The sequence below is a fragment of the Streptomyces sp. NPDC022910 genome, assembly GCF_055561075.1.
The window spans coordinates 292,287-310,788 of the sequence record NZ_JBVHHL010000001.1; the positions used below are offsets into that span (position 1 = coordinate 292,287).

The window sequence follows — 18,502 nt, forward strand, 5'->3', positions numbered from 1 at the left end:
TCCCCCCCGGGGGGCGGCCGCGGGGGGTGGGCGGGGGGGTTGTTGTGGCGGGGGGGGTGGCCACTCCCCGGGTGGGGGGGGGTGGGGGGGGGGGGGGGCCCCCCCCCGCCCCCCGGCCCCCCCACCCGCATCCTCACAACCTCCCAGCTGCGTACGAGTTCTTCATGCGCCACCGCGTACGGACGTATGTGAACAGCCGTCTGTTCGAACCGGCGGCGCGCCAGCGCCCTGTGCCGGGATGACTGCCTCGAACTGCTGAAGCCTTCGCGGGTCGCCGGCTCCCCGGGGGCTTCTGCCGTGGCCTTCAGCACGCGGGCGGCCAGTTCCGTAAAAGCCAGCAGGTCCGGGCCAGGTGTCGGGCGGCTGGTGTCGCGTACCAGCGGGTGCAGCCGCGCGACCGGCAGCGCCTCCAGCCCGGCCGCGGAGTGCCAAGTTAACTCGACACTTCCTCCCGCCGCCGGTCATCGCCGGCTGTGGCGGGGATGGCGTTGTCGATGAGGACGGCGGCGATGGCGGCGGCGGTGGGGAAGGCGTCGGCGTTGAGGACCCGGGTGCGGGCCGCGGCGCCGTCGATGAGCAGCGCGAGCTGCTCGCCGAGCTGTTCAGGATCGGCGGCGCCGGCTTCGCGGGCGGTGTCGGCGAGCCGCGCGGCGACGGCTTTCTTGTAGTCGCGTGCGTACTGGGATGCGGGGTGCTGGGGGTCGTGCAGTTCGACGGTGGCGGCGATGTAGGGGCACAGGGGGGTGGTGGGGGGGATGTCGAAGGCGGCGAGGAGCCGTTCGCGGGGTGTGAGGTCGGTGCGGTCGAACACGCCGGACAGAACGGAGGGGTCGAACCGGCGCAGGTACTCGGCGACGAGTTCGTCCTTACCGGTGAAGTGCTGGTAGGCCGTGCGCTTGGACACCTGGGCCGCCTCGCAAAGCTCGTTCATGCCGGTGCGGTTGATGCCCTGCTCGCGGAACAGTTGCTGGGACGCACTGAGGATGCGCTCGCGGGCGCCCCGGCCGCGTCGGCGGCCCGTGGGGCCCTTCTCCAACTCCGTCATGGCGCCATCGTACCGCAGCTAGGTAATGACCGGTGTACATAGTTTGCGCCCCGGCCGCCCACCCCGTACCGTAAGCACACAGGGCGGTGTACATAACAGCATCGCCTCAGGTACACACGGCACCACCGACTCAAGGGAACGACCATGGGAAAGCTTGACGGCAAGGTCGCGGTCATCACCGGCGGCACCACCGGCATGGCGCTGGCCGGCGCGAAGCTGTTCGTCGACGAGGGAGCGCACGTCTTCATCACCGGCCGCCGCCAGGAGGCCCTGGACGAGGCCGTGAAGCAGATCGGCCGCAACGTCACCGGCGTCCAGGGCGACGCCGCCGACCTGGACGACCTGGACCGCCTGTACGACACCGTCAAGCGGGAGAAGGGCAGCCTCGACGTGCTGTGGGCCAGCGCCGGCGGCGGCGAGCCCGCCCCGCTCGGCGAGATCACCGAGGCCCAGTTCGACACCTGGTTCGGGCTCAACGCCCGAGGCACCCTGTTCACCGTCCAGAAGGCCCTCCCGCTCTTCAACGACGGCGGCTCCATCCTCATGACCGGCTCCAACGCCTCCCTCGGCGCCTTCCCCGGCTGGAGCGTCTACGCCGGCAGCAAGGCCGTCCAGCAGGCCTGGGCCCGAATCTGGCTCAACGAACTCAAGGACCGCCGCATCCGCGTCAACGTCCTGACCCCCGGCCAGGTCGCCACCGCCAAGCAGGAAGAACTCTTCGACGAGGCCACCAAGCGCCAGTTCGAGTCCCTCATCCCCCGCGGCCAGATGGGCCGCCCCGACGAAATCGCCACCGCCGCCCTCTTCCTCGCCTCCGACGACTCCAGCTACGTCAACGGCATGGAACTCGTCGCCGACGGCGGCACCACCGCCATCTAAACCGAACAACACACAACCAGGGCAGGACATCTCATGAGCAACATCAGCATCATCGGCGCCGGGAACATGGCCCGCGCCATCGGCGCGCGGGCGGTGGCGGGCGGCAACACCGTCGAGGTCATGGGCCGCGATCAGTCCAAGGCCGCTGACCTGGCCAAGGCTCTCGGCGGCGGCACCACAACGGGAGAATGGGGCACCGCTCCGGCCGGGGACATCGTCATCGTGGCCCTGCTGTACGACGGTGTCGTGCCGGTCATCGCCGAGTACGGAGACGCTCTCGCAGGCAAGGTCATCGTCGACATCAGCAATCCCTTCAATTCCACGTTCGACGGGCTAGCTCACCGCGAGGAGACCTCGATCGCGCAGGAAGTCGCCAAGGTCGCCCCGGCCGGCGCCAGCGTGGTGAAGGCGTTCAACACCGTCTTCCGTCATGTCCTGGAGAAGGGTCGGCCCGACGTCTTCATCGCCGGCGACAATGCTCAGGCCAAGGCATGTGTGGAGGCGTTCATCGAGACCCTCGGACTGCGCCCGCTGGACGTCGGCGGCCTGAAAATGGCGCACTGGCTGGAAGGAGCGGGCGTGATCACGGTGGGCCTCGCCAACCACGGGGTGGGGAACTTGGACTTCGCCCTCAGCATCACCGAACTTCCAAACGGTTGACGGATTACCGAAAGGAGAGCGCCCACCGCGGAGCCCGCCGCCGCATCACGGCGACGGGCAGTAAGCGGCACCCAGGCCATCCGAGGTAGGCGTACCTCCTGGTGATGTAGAGCCTGCTGTCCATATCAAGGTGAAATCTCCCGTACGGGTTGACGTGGGACCAGAACAGCGGGGACAGCCCGCGCCGGTCTGCGGCGGTGAGCTTCCCTCGCCCACTGCGGGTCGCGGAGGACCGCCTGGAGAAGCTGGGTGTTGATCAAGACCAGGCTGGATTGCAGGAGATGGAGTGCGAGCATGGAGACCTCGGCGTGCTCGCGGTCGGCGCCGGTGAGGACGCTCTCGCGGCCGCAGAAGATCTTGTCGTTGGTGGAGTTCCAGCTCTCGACGACCTGCAGTCCGCCGTTGATCTCGCGGCGGAGATGCTCATCAGCGAGATAGTCGCAGGCGAAGACCGGTCCTGACCGCCGCCCGAGTTCCCGGCTTCAGGAGTTCGAGGCCGTGACCGGGGCGTGTACCGGTGGTTCTGGAGATCGGTGAGGCCTCTCCGGAGCGTTGGAGGGGCCTCACCTGGTCATGCGGTCAGATCCGTACCGACTCCGTCCGTCGGGTTCGAGGCTGCCGGCGGTGCCGGTCAGAGGTCGGTCGGCGGCAGGCTTAGCAAGGGCCGGGCGGCTTGCGGGCGGCTGGGGCTGTCCGGGTTGGTTCCGGAGCATCTGCGGCGATCAGCCGGCTGTTCTCGACCATCAGTCGCTGGTTGACGTTGCGGAGTGCCTGCATGGCGGTCTCTGCTAGGCGGCCGGCTGCGAGTGCGGCGTCTCGTTGCTCGCGCAGTTCCTCCATCTCCGTGTCGCGCAGCGAGCGGGCACCCAGGCCGTCACGGAGGCGGGCGCCCAGTTCGCGGGCGCGTAGCGTGCGCAGCTCGTTCTGGACTTCGTGAAGGGTCCGTTGCAGGGCGGCGTTCTGTTCCAGGAGCATGCGGTTCTCGACTTCGAGGGCCGCCTCCTTGCGGGCGGTCGCTGCTGCCGCCGCCCGCGGCCCGTCTTGGGCCAGGTGGGCGCGGACAGTCTCAGCTTCCGCTTTGAGGTCGCGGTGGCGTTGAAGGTACTGCGGGTTGACGGCGGCCCGCCGGGTGATCTCCGCATCGGAGAGGGCCTGGCGGCTCTTGCGCATCGCGGCCAGGACGGTAAGGACCCGCTGCCGGCACTGTTCGCTCTCGGCACGGCGCCGTTGAACGGCGGCCGCCCTGCCGGCATCGAGGACCTCGCCCCGACCGTCGGGGATCGTCGCCTGGCCTGGCCGCTTCCGCCGAGCGGCCGGGCGCGTCATCCGGTTGCCCTTTCGATGACGGTCGGATCGACGGTGAGCACGAACCCCTTGGCCGGCTGTTTGTTCATCCAGGCCAGAAGGCGGGGGAGGTTGGTGTCGGGCCCGAAGGCGAGATAGGTGCCGTCGCAGCTGGTGCATCCGAAGGCCTGCGCGATGCGCAGCCGCCGGCGGGAGTTGACGCGGCCCATGTGGACGGCCATGCCTTTCTCCTGCGCCCTCAGGGCCAGGCGGTGCGCGGCCGGTGAGGTCTTCCACTGGGTGGAGCCCGCAAGGAACAGCACGTCGATCAAGTCCCAGGGCACGTGGCCGTGCTCGCTGCCGTCCTGGGCGGCGAAAAGCGACCGGAACGCCCAGGCCGCGGATCCGCTCCAGCCACGGCAGCGACTCGGCCAGGGTCGCCGCGGCGTCCATGGGAAGGTCGGGGGCCACGGCCCACAGGCAGCGATCACGGCCGTAGCGGTCGACGGTCGCCTTCAGCCAGGCGAACCAGGCCTCGGCGCCGGGCCAACCCTTGCCGAACTTGCCGTTGTCGCAGGCGTACAGGGCGCCGGGCGGGATCACGTTGCCCTGTGCCGGGGTCGTCATGCAGCCCAGGAGGCCGGCCTGCATGGCGGCCCGTACGTCAGCTCCGGACGGCGTGGCCAGGTACAGCACGGCATGGGCCGTCTCGGCGACATGTACGGCGAGCGCCGCATGCTGCTGACCAGCATGGTGATGCTGGTCGCCGGGTCGGTCACGGCCGCCTTGAGCGACTCGCTCACCCCGATGATCGTCGGACGGGCGCTGCAGGGCCTGGCCGCCGGTGTCATCCCGCTCGGGATCAGCATCATGCGCGACGAACTGCCCGCCGAACGGCTCGGCTCGGCGACCGCGCTCATGAGCGCCTCGCTCGGCGTCGGCTCCGCTCTCGGCCTGCCCGCCGCCGCGCTGATCGCCGACCACTTCGACTGGCACGTGCTCTTCTGGACCTCGGCCGCGCTCGGTGCTGTCGCCGCCGTGCTCGTGCTGTTCTGCGTACCGGAGTCGAAGGTCCGCACGGGCGGACGGTTCGACCTGGTCGGCGCCCTCGGCGTGGCGGCCGGTCTGGTCTGCCTGCTGCTGGCGGTCTCCAAGGGTGCCGACTGGGCCTGGCGCAGCGACACCACCCTCGGACTCTTCGCCGCCGCCGTGGTCGTCCTGGTCGCTTGGGGTTTCTTCGAACTGCGTGCCAAGGAACCGCTGGTGGACCTGCGCACCACCGCCGGGCGTCAGGTGCTCGTGACGAACCTCGCCTCGCCTTCGGGTTCTCCATGTTCGCGATGTCCCTCGTGCTTCCGCAGCTCCTGCAGTTGCCTGAGGCGACCGGCTACGGTCTCGGCAAGTCGCTGCTCGACGCGGGACTGGTCATGGCTCCGACGGGGCTGGTGATGATGGCCATGGCGCCGGTCTCCGCCGCCATCTCCAAGGCCAGGGGTCCGAAGGTGACCCTGATGCTCGGCGCGGTGATCGTGGCCACCGGTTACGGTCTCAACGTCTGGCTGATGAACGCCGTATGGGAGATCGTCCTGGTCTCGTGCGTCATCGGCGCCGGTATCGGCTTCGCCTACGGCGCGATGCCCGCGCTCATCATGGGTGCCGTGGGCCCGTCCGAGACGGCCGCCGCCAACAGCCTCAACACGCTGATGCGGTCCATCGGCACGTCCACCGCCAGCGCGGTCGCCGGCGTCGTCCTCGCCCAGATGACGACCACGTTCGGCTCCGTCTCCCTGCCGTCCGAGAACGGCTTCAAGGTGGTCATGGCCGTCGGCTCCGGCGCGGCGGTCCTGGCCTTCGTCGTCGCCGCCTTCATCCCGCGCCGGCGCGCGGCCGATTCCGCGACACCTGAGCCCGCGCCCGCCGTGGTGCCGGCCGCGGTCGGCGCCGGGGAGAAGGCGGGGGGCTCACCGGCCGCCACACCACGGATCCGGGCGGCGGAGGGCGGACGACATCGAACTCTCCCATCCCCGGGTGTAGTCCGTCCGCGCCCCGGCCCTCGGGCGGCCCTCGGGGGCGGAGGAGCTCCGCGCCCGGGGGCCGCTGCGCTCACGGTCCCCGGGGCGAACGGGGACCGGGGGTCACACCCGCTCAGGCAGTTGCGCGCACCGCGTCGCGGATCAGACCAGCGACCTCCTGGGGCCGGGAGACCGCGACGGCGTGCGAGGCGGTTTCGATCTCGACGACGGTGGCACCGGCCCGCTTCGCGGCGAAGCGCTGAACCTCCGGGTTGATGGCGTGGTCCGCGCCCGCCACCAGGGCCCAGGCGGGCCTGGTCCGCCACGCGGCCGCGGTGGCCTTCTCGGCGAACGCCGAGGCGGCGAGCGGACGCTGCGCCACCGCCAGGACCTTGGTGACGTCGGCCGGCACATCGGCTGCGAAGACCGACGGGAAGGCGTCCTGCTGGATGCTGACCTCGACCGCGGGGTCGCCGTCCGCCACGGGGTAGGTCCACTCCTTCAGGTTGCTCACCAGCGGAGATTCGGGGAAGCGGCCCTGGAGCTCGCCGAGGCTCTCGCCCTCTTCGAGCAGGTAGGCTGCCACGTAGACCAGCCCGACGACGTTCTCCGTCACGCCGGCCTCGGTGATGAGTGCGCCGCCGTACGAGTGGCCCACCAGCACGACCGGGCCGTCGATCTGAGAGGCCACGGAGGCGATGTAGGCGGCGTCCGACGCGAGCCCACGCAGCGGGTTCGGCGGCGCCACGACCGCGATGCCCTCGCTCTGCAGTTCGGCGATGACGCCGGACCAGCTGGCCGCGTCGGCGAACGCCCCGTGGACGAGAACGACGGTGGGGGTGGACGAAGTCATGGGTGGTGTCTCTCCTCGGGCTCAGCCGGCGTGCAGCGCGGTGTGCGGTACGCCGGGGCTCCTCCCGGCGGAAACGTTTCTCACGCTAAAGCCGTTTTGCGGGCCCTTGTTGCCCGTGCGCGCACCGCCGTTGAACCGGCAGCGCACAACGAGCGCATCGGAACGACCCTGGCGAAGGCGCCGGGTGCTGGAGGGAGGAGACGGCAAGAAGGCGTCGGCGGCCTCAGCGGCGGCCCACGGTGTCCGGCCAGTCGCCGAGGACATTCCGTAGGCGGCCCGGGACACGCGGCCGAAGTGGGTGGTGCTCACGAAGCCCCGGTGTCGGTCCGCAGCCGGTATCCGGCCGCGCTCCGCATCAGTCAGTGGCCGGTCGCGCGGGTGGGCAGCTCCGGCTCCGGCAGGCGGCGCGGTGTCCCTATGTGACGGCGCATCACATTGACCGCGCTCTGCGGGAGTCACGCCCTCTACAGGGCCTCCACGATCTCGGGGGGACCGGTTCACCGGCCTGCGCGGGCAGAGCCCTCTTCTGAGGGTTGCCGGGGTTCAGCTCCGTCCCGCCTGCGAGACCCGGAGCGGTCCCAGAACGGCGAACCGTACGGGTTCCGGAACCACCCCGCCCCCTCGGCTCCTCGACTGCCCAAGCCATTACCGTACGTCACGGCTTTTCTTACTCCGAGTTACGGGCCTCTCGGCGGTCGGCGGCCCGTTGCTCGGTGGCCCAGTACAGGAACGCCAGGACCGGCAGCGCCGCGCCGAGCGCCGTGACCGCACCCCAGCCGCCGTCGCGGTAGGCGATCGAGCCGAGCTGGGATCCGAGGGCGCCGCCGATGAAGAAGGTGGCGATGAAGGCGGAGTTGAGGCGGGCCCGGGCGTGGGGGTCGAGCTGGTAGATGGTGTGCTGGCCGAGGATGAGGGTGGTCTGGACGGCCATGTCGATGAGGACGGCGGCCAGGGCGATCAGCACGATGCTGTGGCCTCCGAATCCCGCTACGGCGAAGGCCAGTGCGGCGACGGCGAACGCGACGCCGGTCACGGGGCGCACCAGCCCCCGGTCGGCCCAGTGGCCGGCGAGCGGGGCGACGGCCGCTCCGGCCGCCCCGACGAGGGCGAACACGCCGACGCCGATGGGGGAGTAGTGGAAGCGCGGGCCGGTGAGGAGGTAGGACACGGTGGTCCAGAAGGCGCTGAACGCGCCGAACATGGCCGCCTGGTAGAAGCCGCGACGCAGCAGTGCGGGGTGGGTGCGCACCAGCCTGAGGGTGGAGCGCAGGACCTCGGCGTAGGGCACGGTCGTGGTGGGTGCCTGCCGCGGGAGTGCCGCGCGCAGGGCCACGGCCAGGAGGGCCATGAGAACGGCTGAGCCGAGGTAGACGACGCGCCAGCCGGCGACGTCTGAGACCAGGCTGCTGACGGTCCGCGACAGCAGGATGCCGGTGAGCAGGCCGCTCATCACCCGGCCCACGATCCGGCCGCGTGCGTGGTCGGGGGCGAGGCTCGCGGCGAACGGGACCAGGATCTGGGCGACGACCGAGGTGGCGCCGCTGATCAGGGAGGCCGCGAGCAGCATGGGGAAGCCGGTCGCGAGACCCGCCGCCACCAGGGCGAGCGTGGTGACCGTCAGCAGGGTGTTGATCAGGGTGCGCTTCTCCAGCCGGTCGCCGAGCGGGACCAGGAAGAGCATGCCGATCACGTAGCCGACCTGGGTGAGCGTGATCAGTACGCCCGCGGTGGCCGTGCTGACGTGGAAGACGTCGCGCAGCGAGGAGAGCAGGGGCTGTGCGTAGTAGAGGTTGGCGACCGTCATGCCGGAGGCTACGGCGAGCAGCGCGATCAGCCACCCCGGCACACCGTGAGCGGGTTCCGCCCTGGTTGTGTTCACGCGTGAGGCTCGGAGATCGGTTGTCTCGGACACAGGACCCTTCTTCGGGAGAGGGAGCCGGGGAGCCGGCTCGGAGCGGGTGCCATGCGACGGTCGAGCATTTTCTTCGGTGCTCTCACGGGGCGTAAGCGCTGGGGGACTCGCCCTGCTTCCTCATCCACGACGATGGTTCTTGATGTGGGTCATCTCCTTCCGAGATGACCCCCGCGCCGGAGGCTCGCCGCCCCGGTGGGGACGGCACCGAGGGGAGGCGTCACTGCCGGGCGCCGGTCCGCACCGGGTGCTTGCTCATGATCGAGACCCGGTTGAACGCGTTGATCGTGATCGCCACCCAGATCACCGCGGAGATCTGGTCGTCGGAGAACACTTCGCGGGCCGCGTCGTAGGCGGACTCCTGCGCGGTGGCGTGGGACGCGTCCGTGACGGCCTCCGCCAGCGCGAGTGCCGCGCGCTCCGCAGGTGTGAACAGTTCGGTGTCCCGCCAGGCCGCCAGCACGCCGAGCCGCTGCGTGGTCTCGCCCGCACGCAGGGCGGCCCCGGTGTGGAGGTCGAGGCAGTAGGCGCAGCGGTTGAGCTGCGACACCCGTAGATTGATCAGCTCCACAAGGGTACGGTCGAGCCCTGCGTCGGCGGCGCCCGAGCGAACGGCCTCGGACGTCTGGACCAGGGCGTGATAGGCCTTCGGGCTCTGCTTGTCGATGAAGATCCGCGGGCCTTCGGACTGTGTGGTGCGGCTGCTCAACCTGGACTCCTTCGGGGTCACCGCTCCGGTCTGTGCTGCTTGGGCGTGCGCCGGGCGGCTTGTCATCCTATGATCCCGATATTGTTGTTGAATGTAAAACCATTGTGCGGGATGGAGAGCGGTGTCCCATGAGCAACGTAGAGGCGGAGTCCGTCGAAGTGCGCTGCGGAGCGGCGGTGGACGACCGGCGGGAGACGAAGGTCCCAGTGATCGAGGTGCTCGCCCCGCGTGACGTGCCACTCGGTGGTCCGCGGGCGATGACCGTGCGGAGGACGCTCCCGCAGCGCGCCCGCACCCTGATCGGAGCGTGGTGCTTCGCCGACCACTACGGCCCCGACGACATCGCAGAGACCGGCGGCATGGACGTCGCCCCGCACCCGCACACCGGGCTGCAGACGGTGAGCTGGCTGTTCAGCGGGGAGATCGAGCACCGTGACAGCCTGGGCAGCCACGCCTTCGTACGGCCCGGTGAGCTGAACCTGATGACGGGCGGCCACGGCATCAGCCACTCCGAGGTCTCGACCGCGCGGACCGCGGTCCTGCACGGCGTGCAACTGTGGGTGGCGCTGCCCGAGGAACACCGGCACACCGAACGGGACTTCCAGCACTACGCACCCGAGCCCGTGCGGATCGACGGGGCCGAACTCAGGGTCTTCCTGGGGTCCCTGGCCGGACACGATTCCCCGGTGCGCACCTTCACGCCGCTGCTCGGCGCCGAGATCGTCCTCGAGCCGGGAGCGGCGATCACGCTCGCCGTGAACCCCGCCTTCGAACACGGTCTCCTCGTCGACCACGGGAACGTCCGCATGGCCGACGCCCTGCTGCGCCCGGCGGAGCTGGGCTACGCGGCCCCGGGCACCGACACGTTGACGCTGGTGAACGAGTCGCACGACACGGCTCGGACGGTACTGCTCGGCGGAACCCCGTTCGAGGAAGAGATCGTCATGTGGTGGAATTTCATCGGCCGCAGCCATGAAGATATCGTCCGAGCCCGCGAAGACTGGCAGAACGCCTCCGAGCGCTTCGGCACGGTCGAGGGATACGCGGGCGACCGGCTGCCCGCACCTGCCCTGCCCAACGCCGTCATCAGGCCGCGCAGCAACCCGCCGCGGCGTTGACCTCCAGCTGAAAGGCACCCCATGAGCCAGCCGTCCGCCGCTCCGACCGTCGAGCGGGTAGACGCCAAGCACCGTTACGAGATCCTGGTCGACGGCGAGCGCGCCGGTCTGACCGCATACCGCGACCGCGGCGCACAGCGCGTCTTCTACCACACGGAGGTCGGCGAGGCCTTCGCCGGACAGGGACTGGCCGCCCAGCTGGTCCAGCAGGCGCTGACCGACGTGCGGGAGTCCGGCAAGCGGATCGTGCCGGTCTGCCCCTACGTGGCCAAGTTCCTGATGAAGCACGAGGAGTTCGCCGACATCACCGACCCCGTCACGCCCGACGTGCTGGAGTGGCTGGACACGGAACTGGGCTGAGAGCTGCACCGCCCCGGCGGCCCGCGACCGCCCCTCCGAGCCGCGGGCGGCGCTCGTGGGCTGCCTGAGGACCGGGGCCGTGGCCCCGGTCCATTCCGCCGATCGCACGCGTGCCGGCACTCCCGTGCTCCCGCGCCCCCTCCCTGATCTGATCGTCGGGTGCGGGAAGCGATCCTGCGCACGCCCGGCGGCCGCGACGGCGCGGTCCGCGGCGGCGGAATGACGCACGTCAGGACGGGAGCTCTTGTCGGCGTTCTCCCTGCTGTTCCTCCTTGGCCGGCCCCGAGAACCCCTGATGTGGTGAAGGCGGCACGTCGGTGCCGACCACCGAGTTGATCCAACGTCTCCGTAGGAGGCACCCGTGCCCGCCGTTTTCTCCACGGCCGTCCTGACCCCCGCCCAGTGCGGATGAGGAAACCAACGTGCCCGTAGGGCGATTGGAGCACCCGGAGCCGGTCGGCACCGGGGCTCAGAGCGGCGAGCTCCGCCTGCCGGGCCTGTGGGCAGGGGTGGTCGGAGTCGAGCGCGGGAGGGTGTGCCGTGAGGGGAAGCGGGCTGATCGGACGCCGGAGCGGAGCGTCGGCTCGCGGCGGAACAATCCCTGGTGGTGACACGCACGTAGTCGACGTGGCGGTGGGTCACGAGCACCGTCAATACGGCTCAGGCAAGAACAAAAGGTCAGCGCGCACCAGCGGGCCGTCAGGGAACGCAGGTCGCTTCGCGTCCGTCGCGACGGCCGGGGGCCTATCCGGCCGTGTCGGCCCCCGCGGCCTCCGCCGCCCCCGGCAGCAGCCCGCGCAGCGTCTCGCACTGCCGGTGGTCGATCACGTGCTGGACGGCCGCGGTGACGGTCTCGGCCAGCGCAGGGGAGACCTCACGCAGCAGACGGCGCCCTTTGTCGGTGAGGGCGACCTCGATGCCGCGCTTGTCACCGCACACCGAACGCCGGGTGACCAGGTCGGCGTGCTGCAGACAGGCGATCTGGTAGGTCAGACGGGTCTTGGGGCGGCCGAGCAGCTCGGCGATCCGCGACATGCGTAGGGCCGCGCCGGGCTGGTCGGCCAGCAGGCACAGCACCAGGAACTCGTCGTGCGAGACCCCGAGGGACTCCTTGACCCGGGAGCGCAGCTGCTGCTCGATCGCCCCGGCCGCGGCCAGGAGCTGCATCCAGGCGCGCAGTTCGGCCGGCAGCAACCCGTCCTCGTCCGACCGGTCGGTTCCGGGCTGATCGGCGGGGGCGGCGGAGTGGGCCATGGTCCCCCAGTCTACTGGTCGTCCAGTTTTGAATGAGGGGAAGGCAAGTCTCGGTTGAACCCGCGATCGTCTCACAATTTGGACGTAGTTCTCTCGCGATGCGGACTACCCTCCCGTACGCGACCGCTTCGGCGCGGCCGGCCGCGTCGCCGCGCCGATAGCGGAACGCCTTCCCGGCGAAGACGACCGCCCGCTCCTCGCCCACGGTGTAGTCGGAGTACCAGCCCTTCTCGGGCTCCAGTGCCTCGGCCGGCGCCTGGGCGAGGGCGGTGCCGTCGCCGTCCGGCTCGAACTCGACGAGGGTCCGTGCGGACGGCTGCCCGTCCACCGCACTCCGCTCTGTGCCTCGGGTCCGGTTCCCGACTTCTCGAGGCTGATCAGGTCGAACCCCCGACAGGCGTGTGTCCCTGTCGGGAACCCGTGGTCGTGGCGGGCACGGACCACTGGAACGCGGTGCCGGCCTGGATGGCGTCGTCGTTCGCCGCAGACCAGGGTGAGCACTGAGCGGAACCCGAACGCGACCGCCCCGGCCGGATCGGATCCGGCCGGGGCGGCTTCACGCTGGTGCGGGTGCTGCCTAGGCGAGCGACGCCAGCGCATCGTTCCAGGTCGCCGAGGGGCGCATGACCGCGGCGGCCTTGGCCGGGTCGGGCTGGTAGTAGCCGCCGATGTCGGCAGGCTTGCCCTGGACGGCGATCAGCTCCTCGACGATCTTCTGCTCGCCTGCGGCGAGGGTCTCGGCGAGCGGGGCGAACGCCTCGGCCAGCTCGGCGTCGTCGGTCTGCTTGGCCAACTCCTGCGCCCAGTACAGGGACAGGTAGAAGTGGCTGCCGCGGTTGTCGATGCCGCCGACACGACGGGTGGGGGACTTGTCCTCGTTGAGGAAGGTCGCCGTGGCGCGGTCGAGGGCGTCGGCCAGGACCTGGGCGCGCTGGTTGCCGGTGGTCTTCGCGTACTGCTCGAAGGACGGTACGAGCGCGAAGAACTCGCCGAGCGAGTCCCAGCGCAGATAGTTCTCCTTGACCAGCTGCTGGACGTGCTTGGGGGCGGAGCCGCCGGCGCCCGTCTCGAACAGGCCGCCGCCCGCCATCAGCGGGACGATCGACAGCATCTTGGCGCTGGTGCCCAGCTCCAGGATCGGGAACAGGTCCGTCAGGTAGTCACGCAGCACGTTGCCGGTGACGGAGATGGTGTTCTCGCCGCGGCGGATGCGCTCCACGGACAGCTTGGTGGCCTCGACGGGGGACAGGATGCGGATGTCCAGGCCCTCGGTGTCGTGCTCGGGCAGGTACTGCTTGACCTTGGCGATCAGGTTGGCGTCGTGGGCGCGGGTCTCGTCGAGCCAGAAGACGGCCGGGTCGCCGGTGGCGCGGGCGCGGGTGACCGCGAGCTTCACCCAGTCCTTGATCGGGGCGTCCTTGGTCTGGCAGGCGCGGAAGATGTCACCGGCGGAGACGGTCTGCTCCAGGACGACGTTGCCGGCCTGGTCGACCAGGCGGACCGTGCCGGTGACCGGGATCTCGAAGGTCTTGTCGTGGCTGCCGTACTCCTCGGCCTTCTGCGCCATCAGGCCCACGTTCGGCACCGAGCCCATGGTCGCCGGGTCGTAGGCGCCGTGGGCGCGGCAGTCCTCGAGCACGGCCTGGTAGACGCCGGAGTAGCTGGAGTCCGGCAGGACCGCGAGGGTGTCGTGCTCCTGGCCGTCCGGGCCCCACATATGGCCGGAGGTACGGATCATGGCCGGCATGGAGGCGTCGACGATGACGTCTGAGGGGACGTGCAGGTTGGTGATGCCCTTGTCGGAGTCCACCATCGCCAGCGCGGGGCCCTCGGCGAGCTCGGCGTCGAAGGAGGCCTTGATCTCGTCGCCGTTAGGCAGGGCCTCAAGACCCTTGAAGATGCCGCCCAGACCGTCGTTCGGGGTCAGACCCGCCTGGGCGAAGGTCTCGCCGTACTTCGCGAACGTCTTCGGGAAGAAGGCGCGCACCACGTGACCGAAGATGATCGGGTCGGAGACCTTCATCATCGTGGCCTTCAGGTGCACGGAGAACAGGACGCCCTCCTCCTTGGCGCGGGCGACCTGCGCCGTGAGGAACTCGCGCAGGGCGGCGACGCGCATCACGGAGGCGTCGACGACCTCGCCCTCGAGGACGGGGACGGACTCGCGCAGCACGGTGGTGGAGCCGTCGTCGCCCTTCAGCTCGATGCGCAGCGCACCGGCCTCGGAGATCACCGCGGACTTCTCGGTGGAGCGGAAGTCGTCCACGCCCATGGTCGCCACGTTGGTCTTGGACTCCGGCGTCCAGGCGCCCATGCGGTGCGGGTGGGTCTTGGCGTAGTTCTTGACCGAGGCGGGGGCACGGCGGTCCGAGTTGCCCTCACGCAGGACCGGGTTCACGGCGGAGCCCTTGACCTTGTCGTAACGGGCGCGGGTCTCCCGCTCCTCGTCGCTCTTCGGCTCGTCCGGGTAGTCGGGCAGGGCGTAGCCCTTGGCCTGCAGCTCGGCGATCGCGGCCTTGAGCTGCGGGACGGACGCCGAGATGTTCGGCAGCTTGATGATGTTGGCCGCGGGCGTCTTGGCCAGCTCGCCCAGCTCCGCGAGGTCGTCGTTGATCCGCTGGTCCTCGGTCAGGTACTCCGGGAAGTGGGCGAGGATGCGCCCGGCCAGCGAGATGTCACGCGTCTCCACGGCGACACCCGCCTGCGAGGCGTACGCCCGGACCACCGGCAGGAAGGAATACGTCGCCAGGGCCGGGGCCTCGTCAGTGTGCGTGTAAATGATGGTCGAGTCAGTCACCGGGTGCTCCGCTCCACGTCTGCAACATTGCTCGACATCAAGATATCTCGTCATCGTGGCCGCCGGCGCACAGGGCCGGGTGCCCGGCTGCCGGACCGGAGACGGCTGGCCCTAAGGTGCGGCTCATGATTTTTCGACGCAGGGGGCGGCAGCGCTTTCTGGAGGCCCTCGAGGACTTCGAGACCGCTGTGAGGCGGACCTGGCCGCCGAGCTCCAGGTGTCGGTGGTGACGGTCCGCAGGGACGTCGAGGAGCTGACCCGAGAGGGAAAGCTGCGTCGCGGACACGGCGTGGTGCTCGGCGCCGAGGAGGCCGCCCGCTGGTTCGCGAGGGTCTCCCCGGCGAAGGGTCCGGCCGACTGGCCGGGGTGCGCAGCCCGGCACGACCGGCTGCTCGGTGGTACTACAGCCGCGGCGGCACCTCCGCCTCCCTGGGGTGCGGGATGACCCCCTCCGGCAGGGCGGCGCCGCCCGGCTGCAGTGCCACCGTCCGGGCCGGTGCCGGGATGCGGATGCCCTCGGCCCGGTACCGCTTGTGCAGGCGTTTGACGAACTCGTGCTTGATCCGGTACTGATCGCTGAACTCGCCGACGCCCAGGATGACCGTGAAGCCGATCCGGGAGTCGCCGAACGTGTGGAAGCGGACGGCCGGTTCGTGATCCGGTACCGCTCCGGTGATCTCCGTCATCACCTCGGCGACCACCTCGGTGGTGACCTTCTCGACGTGTTCCAGATCGCTGTCGTATCCGACCCCCACCTGCACCAGGACGGTCAACTGCTGCTCGGGACGCGTGTAGTTGATCATGTTTGTCTTCGCGAGCTGCCCGTTGGGGATCACGACCAGGTTGTTGGAGAGCTGGCGGACGGTCGTCTGCCGCCAGTTGATGTCGACGACATAGCCCTCCTCGCCGCTGCTCAACCGGATGTAGTCGCCCGGCTGGACCGTCTTCGAGGCGAGGATGTGGATGCCCGCGAAGAGGTTCGCGAGGGTGTCCTGGAGGGCGAGCGCGACGGCCAGACCGCCGACGCCCAGGGCGGTGAGCAGCGGCGCTATGGAGATGCCCAGCGTCTGCAGCGTCACCAGGAAGCCCATCGCCAGCACCACGACGCGGGTGATGTTGACGAAGATCGTGGCCGATCCGGCGACTCCCGACCGGGACTGGGTGACCGTTCGCACCAGGCCGGCGATCACCCGGGCGGCCGTCACCGTCGCGACGAAGATGAGCAGCACACTCAGGGCCTGGTTGACGTGGTGCTGCACCGTCCGGGTGAGCGGCAGCACCGCCGCCGCGGAGGCCACGCCACCGGCGATCAACGCCCACGGCACCAGTGTCCGCAGGGCGTCCACGATCACGTCGTCGCCGCTCCATTTGGTCCGCCTCGCATGCCTGCCCAGCCAGCGCAGCAGCATGCGCACCAGGACCGCCGCCACCAGGCCCGCGGCCAGGGCGATTCCGGCGATGATCAGGTCGTCGAGGGTGAGCGCGCGGTTCACCGGTCACCTCCCGGGCGGGAGAGAGGGCCCCAGGGCCGGATGTGAGGGTTCGTCACCTTGCCACCTGCTCGAATCACGGGATGCACGTTCTCCTCCGGACAGCCGTCCGCCGTCCGGAGCGAAGGTTCATCCTGCCGTATGACGGTGGCCGTCCGTCACCGGGCCGACGGGGAGCCGCCGTTGACGCCGCGCTTCGGCAGGGCACGCCGGTCCGCGGCGCGGCACGGTCACATGTCCGTGAACGACCCGTGACGCCCGGCTCCCGACGCGAAGCGTGCGGCGCCCTCCAGGCCCTCCGCGAGCACGCCCATGCCGTACCGGAGTTCGCCACGCATCGCCGTCGTCTCGTCCAGCCCCTCCTGGTCGAGGACGGAGGCGCGGTCGCCGCGCAGGCAGGCCTGCGGGAAGCGGGCGATGGCGGCGGCGAGCTCCTCGGCCTCGGCGCGGGCGCGGCCCGTGGGCACCACGCGGTTGGCGAGGCCCATCTCCTCGGCCTCACGGGCCGGTACCGGACGGCCGGTGAGGATCATGTCCATCGCCCGGCTCGTGCCGATCAGCCGTGGCAGCCGCACCGTCCCGCCGTCGATGAGTGGCACGCCCCAACGGCGGCAGTAGACCCCGAACACCGCGTCCTCCTCGGCCACCCGCAGATCGCACCAGAGCGCCAGCTCGAGACCGCCGGCCACCGCGTGCCCCGCGACCGCCGCGATCACCGGCTTGGACAGCCGCAGCCGGGTCGGCCCCATCGGGCCGTCGCCGTCCTGGGCCACCCGGTTGCCGCGCTCGGTGCCGATCGCCTTGAGATCGGCGCCCGCGCAGAACGTACCGCCCTCGCCCCACAGCACCGCCACCCGCGCCGACGCGTCCGCCTCGAACTCCCGGAAGGCGGCGGCGAGAGCGGCGGCGGTCGGCCCGTCCACCGCGTTCCGGGCCTCGGGGCGGGAGAGGACGACGGTGGTGACGTACCCCTGGCGTTCGATCCGGACCGGCATCGGGCTGTCCCTTTCACGCGACGGGAGGGCTGCCCCGCCGAGGTTACTCGGGGGTACGGACGCTGTCCGGCGTCAGATCACCTTCAGCCGTACCAGCGCCCCCAGCGTGAGCGCCCCCGGCAGTAGCGGCAGCCACACCGTGATGATCCGGTACGCCAGGACGACCGCCGTCGCCAGGGCCACCGGGGCGCCCGTCGCGACCAGGGCGACAATCAGCGCCGCCTCCACCGAGCCGATGCCGCCGGGGGTGGGCACGGCCGCGACCGCGATGGTCGCCGCCAGGTACGCGACGGCCATGTGCGCGGGCGGCACGGGGAGCGCCAACGCCCGGCCCACCGCGGCGAGTCCGGCCGCCTGCAGCGCCGGGAAGGCCAGCGAGCCGCCCCACAGGGCGAGCGCGCGGGCGGGGCGGGTGTGCACGGTGCGGGCCTCGCCGAGGGCCGTGCGCAGGAAGGAGAACACGGCCCTGCGCAGTCGCCGTACGAAGAGCAGGACCAGGGCCGCGACGCACACCACCGCGGCCACGGCGAGCAGCAGCGGGCCCATCGCCGGGGCGGGGACGAGGGTGCCGAGGTGGAGGGCGTGCGGGAAGGCGATCAGCAGGACCAGCAGCAGACCGGTCCGGGCGATCGACTCGGCGAGCAGGTACAGGGCCAGCGCCGCCGACGAGCTGGCGAGCGGCACCCCGCACACCGTCATGAATCGCAGGTTGACCGCGCTCGCGCCGAGGCCGGTCGGCAGCAGGTGATTGGCCGCGCCCGCCGCGAACTGCGTGGCGAGCAGCCGCCGCGCCGGCAGCCGCTGCACCACCGCGCCCTGCCGGGTGAAGGCGGCCGCGACCCAGGTCAGGCAGGTCGCGCCGGCGGCGGCCACCAGCCACGGCCATTCGGCCGACGCCATTTGGCCAAAGCCCTCCGCCAGCACGGACCAGTGCTGTACCGCGAGCACGAGCACGAGCGCGAGCGGGAGCAGGCACAGAACCTGGCGGACCGGAAGACGTCTGGGGAATCCCTGGGTGAGACGTACGGCAGTCACATCGGCAGAGGCTTTCCACGTCGCGCCAACGGGAGGTTGCGGGCGTGCGGACGGCGGCTGACGTGCCAGGCAATGCCCGGGGGTGCCGGGGTACGGGCG

General features: G+C 70.7%; 15 protein-coding genes and 3 pseudogenes. 6 read left to right on the plus strand and 12 right to left on the minus strand.

The window, feature by feature from the left end; translation table 11 throughout:
* Positions 1 to 433 precede the first annotated feature (433 nt).
* Positions 434 to 1,045, minus strand: a complete 612-nt coding sequence (locus ACZ3TS_RS01565) for a TetR/AcrR family transcriptional regulator (protein WP_467612467.1) — start codon at positions 1,043 to 1,045, stop codon at positions 434 to 436.
* A 144-nt stretch (positions 1,046 to 1,189) separates the two neighbouring features.
* Between ACZ3TS_RS01565 and ACZ3TS_RS01570 the strand changes: the two genes are divergently transcribed.
* The gene (locus ACZ3TS_RS01570; RefSeq protein ID WP_129772044.1) at positions 1,190 to 1,924 is read left to right on the plus strand and encodes an SDR family NAD(P)-dependent oxidoreductase; all 735 of its coding nucleotides are present in this window, start codon (positions 1,190 to 1,192) and stop codon (positions 1,922 to 1,924) included.
* A 33-nt stretch (positions 1,925 to 1,957) separates the two neighbouring features.
* On the plus strand, positions 1,958 to 2,584 hold the full coding sequence (locus tag ACZ3TS_RS01575) for an NADPH-dependent F420 reductase (RefSeq protein WP_467612470.1): 627 nt from the start codon (positions 1,958 to 1,960) through the stop codon (positions 2,582 to 2,584).
* 125 nt (positions 2,585 to 2,709) lie between these two features.
* On the opposite strand, the pseudogene ACZ3TS_RS01580 reads toward ACZ3TS_RS01575, so the two are convergent.
* From ACZ3TS_RS01580 to ACZ3TS_RS01590, 3 genes and pseudogenes are all read right to left on the minus strand, one after another.
* Positions 2,710 to 3,003 (minus strand): annotated as a pseudogene (locus ACZ3TS_RS01580) (Tn3 family transposase); the annotation flags it as partial.
* Positions 3,004 to 3,238: 235 nt separating this feature from the next.
* On the minus strand, positions 3,239 to 3,754 hold the full coding sequence (locus tag ACZ3TS_RS01585; protein ID WP_467612472.1) for a hypothetical protein: 516 nt from the start codon (positions 3,752 to 3,754) through the stop codon (positions 3,239 to 3,241).
* 152 nt (positions 3,755 to 3,906) lie between these two features.
* Positions 3,907 to 4,212: a hypothetical protein gene (locus tag ACZ3TS_RS01590; protein WP_467612475.1), complete on the minus strand. Its 306-nt coding sequence runs from the start codon at positions 4,210 to 4,212 to the stop codon at positions 3,907 to 3,909.
* Positions 4,213 to 4,567: 355 nt separating this feature from the next.
* On the opposite strand from ACZ3TS_RS01590, the pseudogene ACZ3TS_RS01595 reads away from it, so the two are divergent.
* A pseudogene (locus ACZ3TS_RS01595) lies at positions 4,568 to 5,823 on the plus strand (MFS transporter); the annotation flags it as partial.
* A 190-nt stretch (positions 5,824 to 6,013) separates the two neighbouring features.
* Here ACZ3TS_RS01595 and ACZ3TS_RS01600 read toward each other — a convergent pair.
* The 3 genes from ACZ3TS_RS01600 to ACZ3TS_RS01610 all read right to left on the minus strand — a co-directional run bounded on the left by ACZ3TS_RS01600 (position 6,014) and on the right by ACZ3TS_RS01610 (position 9,420).
* Positions 6,014 to 6,733 carry an alpha/beta fold hydrolase gene (locus ACZ3TS_RS01600; protein WP_467612478.1) on the minus strand — a complete coding sequence of 240 codons (720 nt, stop codon included), beginning with the start codon at positions 6,731 to 6,733 and terminating at the stop codon, positions 6,014 to 6,016.
* Positions 6,734 to 7,400: 667 nt separating this feature from the next.
* Positions 7,401 to 8,579 carry an MFS transporter gene (locus ACZ3TS_RS01605; protein ID WP_467612620.1) on the minus strand — a complete coding sequence of 393 codons (1,179 nt, stop codon included), beginning with the start codon at positions 8,577 to 8,579 and terminating at the stop codon, positions 7,401 to 7,403.
* Positions 8,580 to 8,865: 286 nt separating this feature from the next.
* Positions 8,866 to 9,420: a carboxymuconolactone decarboxylase family protein gene (locus ACZ3TS_RS01610; protein WP_467612481.1), complete on the minus strand. Its 555-nt coding sequence runs from the start codon at positions 9,418 to 9,420 to the stop codon at positions 8,866 to 8,868.
* A gap of 62 nt (positions 9,421 to 9,482) precedes the next feature.
* Between ACZ3TS_RS01610 and ACZ3TS_RS01615 the strand changes: the two genes are divergently transcribed.
* Together ACZ3TS_RS01615 and ACZ3TS_RS01620 are read left to right on the plus strand one after the other, a co-directional pair.
* On the plus strand, positions 9,483 to 10,472 hold the full coding sequence (locus ACZ3TS_RS01615; RefSeq protein WP_467612484.1) for a pirin family protein: 990 nt from the start codon (positions 9,483 to 9,485) through the stop codon (positions 10,470 to 10,472).
* A 21-nt stretch (positions 10,473 to 10,493) separates the two neighbouring features.
* On the plus strand, positions 10,494 to 10,832 hold the full coding sequence (locus tag ACZ3TS_RS01620) for a GNAT family N-acetyltransferase (protein WP_467612487.1): 339 nt from the start codon (positions 10,494 to 10,496) through the stop codon (positions 10,830 to 10,832).
* 744 nt (positions 10,833 to 11,576) lie between these two features.
* Here ACZ3TS_RS01620 and ACZ3TS_RS01625 read toward each other — a convergent pair.
* Both ACZ3TS_RS01625 and ACZ3TS_RS01630 read right to left on the minus strand, forming a co-directional pair.
* A complete protein-coding gene (locus tag ACZ3TS_RS01625; protein WP_467612490.1) occupies positions 11,577 to 12,086 on the minus strand; it encodes a MarR family winged helix-turn-helix transcriptional regulator in 510 nt (169 codons plus the stop codon).
* Positions 12,087 to 12,663: 577 nt separating this feature from the next.
* Positions 12,664 to 14,883: an NADP-dependent isocitrate dehydrogenase gene (locus ACZ3TS_RS01630; protein WP_467612493.1), complete on the minus strand. Its 2,220-nt coding sequence runs from the start codon at positions 14,881 to 14,883 to the stop codon at positions 12,664 to 12,666.
* Positions 14,884 to 15,008: 125 nt separating this feature from the next.
* Here ACZ3TS_RS01630 and ACZ3TS_RS01635 point away from each other — a divergent pair.
* Positions 15,009 to 15,232, plus strand: a pseudogene (locus tag ACZ3TS_RS01635) (DeoR family transcriptional regulator); the annotation flags it as partial.
* Between the two features lie 52 nt (positions 15,233 to 15,284).
* On the opposite strand, the gene ACZ3TS_RS01640 reads toward ACZ3TS_RS01635, so the two are convergent.
* From ACZ3TS_RS01640 to ACZ3TS_RS01650, 3 genes are all read right to left on the minus strand, one after another.
* The gene (locus ACZ3TS_RS01640) at positions 15,285 to 16,376 is read right to left on the minus strand and encodes a mechanosensitive ion channel family protein (RefSeq protein ID WP_467612496.1); all 1,092 of its coding nucleotides are present in this window, start codon (positions 16,374 to 16,376) and stop codon (positions 15,285 to 15,287) included.
* A gap of 227 nt (positions 16,377 to 16,603) precedes the next feature.
* On the minus strand, positions 16,604 to 17,368 hold the full coding sequence (locus ACZ3TS_RS01645) for a crotonase/enoyl-CoA hydratase family protein (RefSeq protein WP_467612499.1): 765 nt from the start codon (positions 17,366 to 17,368) through the stop codon (positions 16,604 to 16,606).
* Positions 17,369 to 17,440: 72 nt separating this feature from the next.
* The gene (locus ACZ3TS_RS01650; RefSeq protein ID WP_467612502.1) at positions 17,441 to 18,403 is read right to left on the minus strand and encodes a lysylphosphatidylglycerol synthase transmembrane domain-containing protein; all 963 of its coding nucleotides are present in this window, start codon (positions 18,401 to 18,403) and stop codon (positions 17,441 to 17,443) included.
* Positions 18,404 to 18,502: the final 99 nt, after the last annotated feature.

Coding starts and splice junctions, on each gene's coding strand:
- ACZ3TS_RS01620 (WP_467612487.1), top strand. CDS start 10,494: ATGAGCCAGCCGTCCGCCGCTCCGACCGTCGAGCGGGTAGACGCCAAG.
- ACZ3TS_RS01625 (WP_467612490.1), bottom strand. CDS start 12,086: ATGGCCCACTCCGCCGCCCCCGCCGATCAGCCCGGAACCGACCGGTCG.
- ACZ3TS_RS01570 (WP_129772044.1), top strand. CDS start 1,190: ATGGGAAAGCTTGACGGCAAGGTCGCGGTCATCACCGGCGGCACCACC.
- ACZ3TS_RS01565 (WP_467612467.1), bottom strand. CDS start 1,045: ATGACGGAGTTGGAGAAGGGCCCCACGGGCCGCCGACGCGGCCGGGGC.
- ACZ3TS_RS01610 (WP_467612481.1), bottom strand. CDS start 9,420: ATGACAAGCCGCCCGGCGCACGCCCAAGCAGCACAGACCGGAGCGGTG.
- ACZ3TS_RS01600 (WP_467612478.1), bottom strand. CDS start 6,733: ATGACTTCGTCCACCCCCACCGTCGTTCTCGTCCACGGGGCGTTCGCC.
- ACZ3TS_RS01615 (WP_467612484.1), top strand. CDS start 9,483: ATGAGCAACGTAGAGGCGGAGTCCGTCGAAGTGCGCTGCGGAGCGGCG.
- ACZ3TS_RS01585 (WP_467612472.1), bottom strand. CDS start 3,754: ATGCGCAAGAGCCGCCAGGCCCTCTCCGATGCGGAGATCACCCGGCGG.
- ACZ3TS_RS01645 (WP_467612499.1), bottom strand. CDS start 17,368: ATGCCGGTCCGGATCGAACGCCAGGGGTACGTCACCACCGTCGTCCTC.
- ACZ3TS_RS01575 (WP_467612470.1), top strand. CDS start 1,958: ATGAGCAACATCAGCATCATCGGCGCCGGGAACATGGCCCGCGCCATC.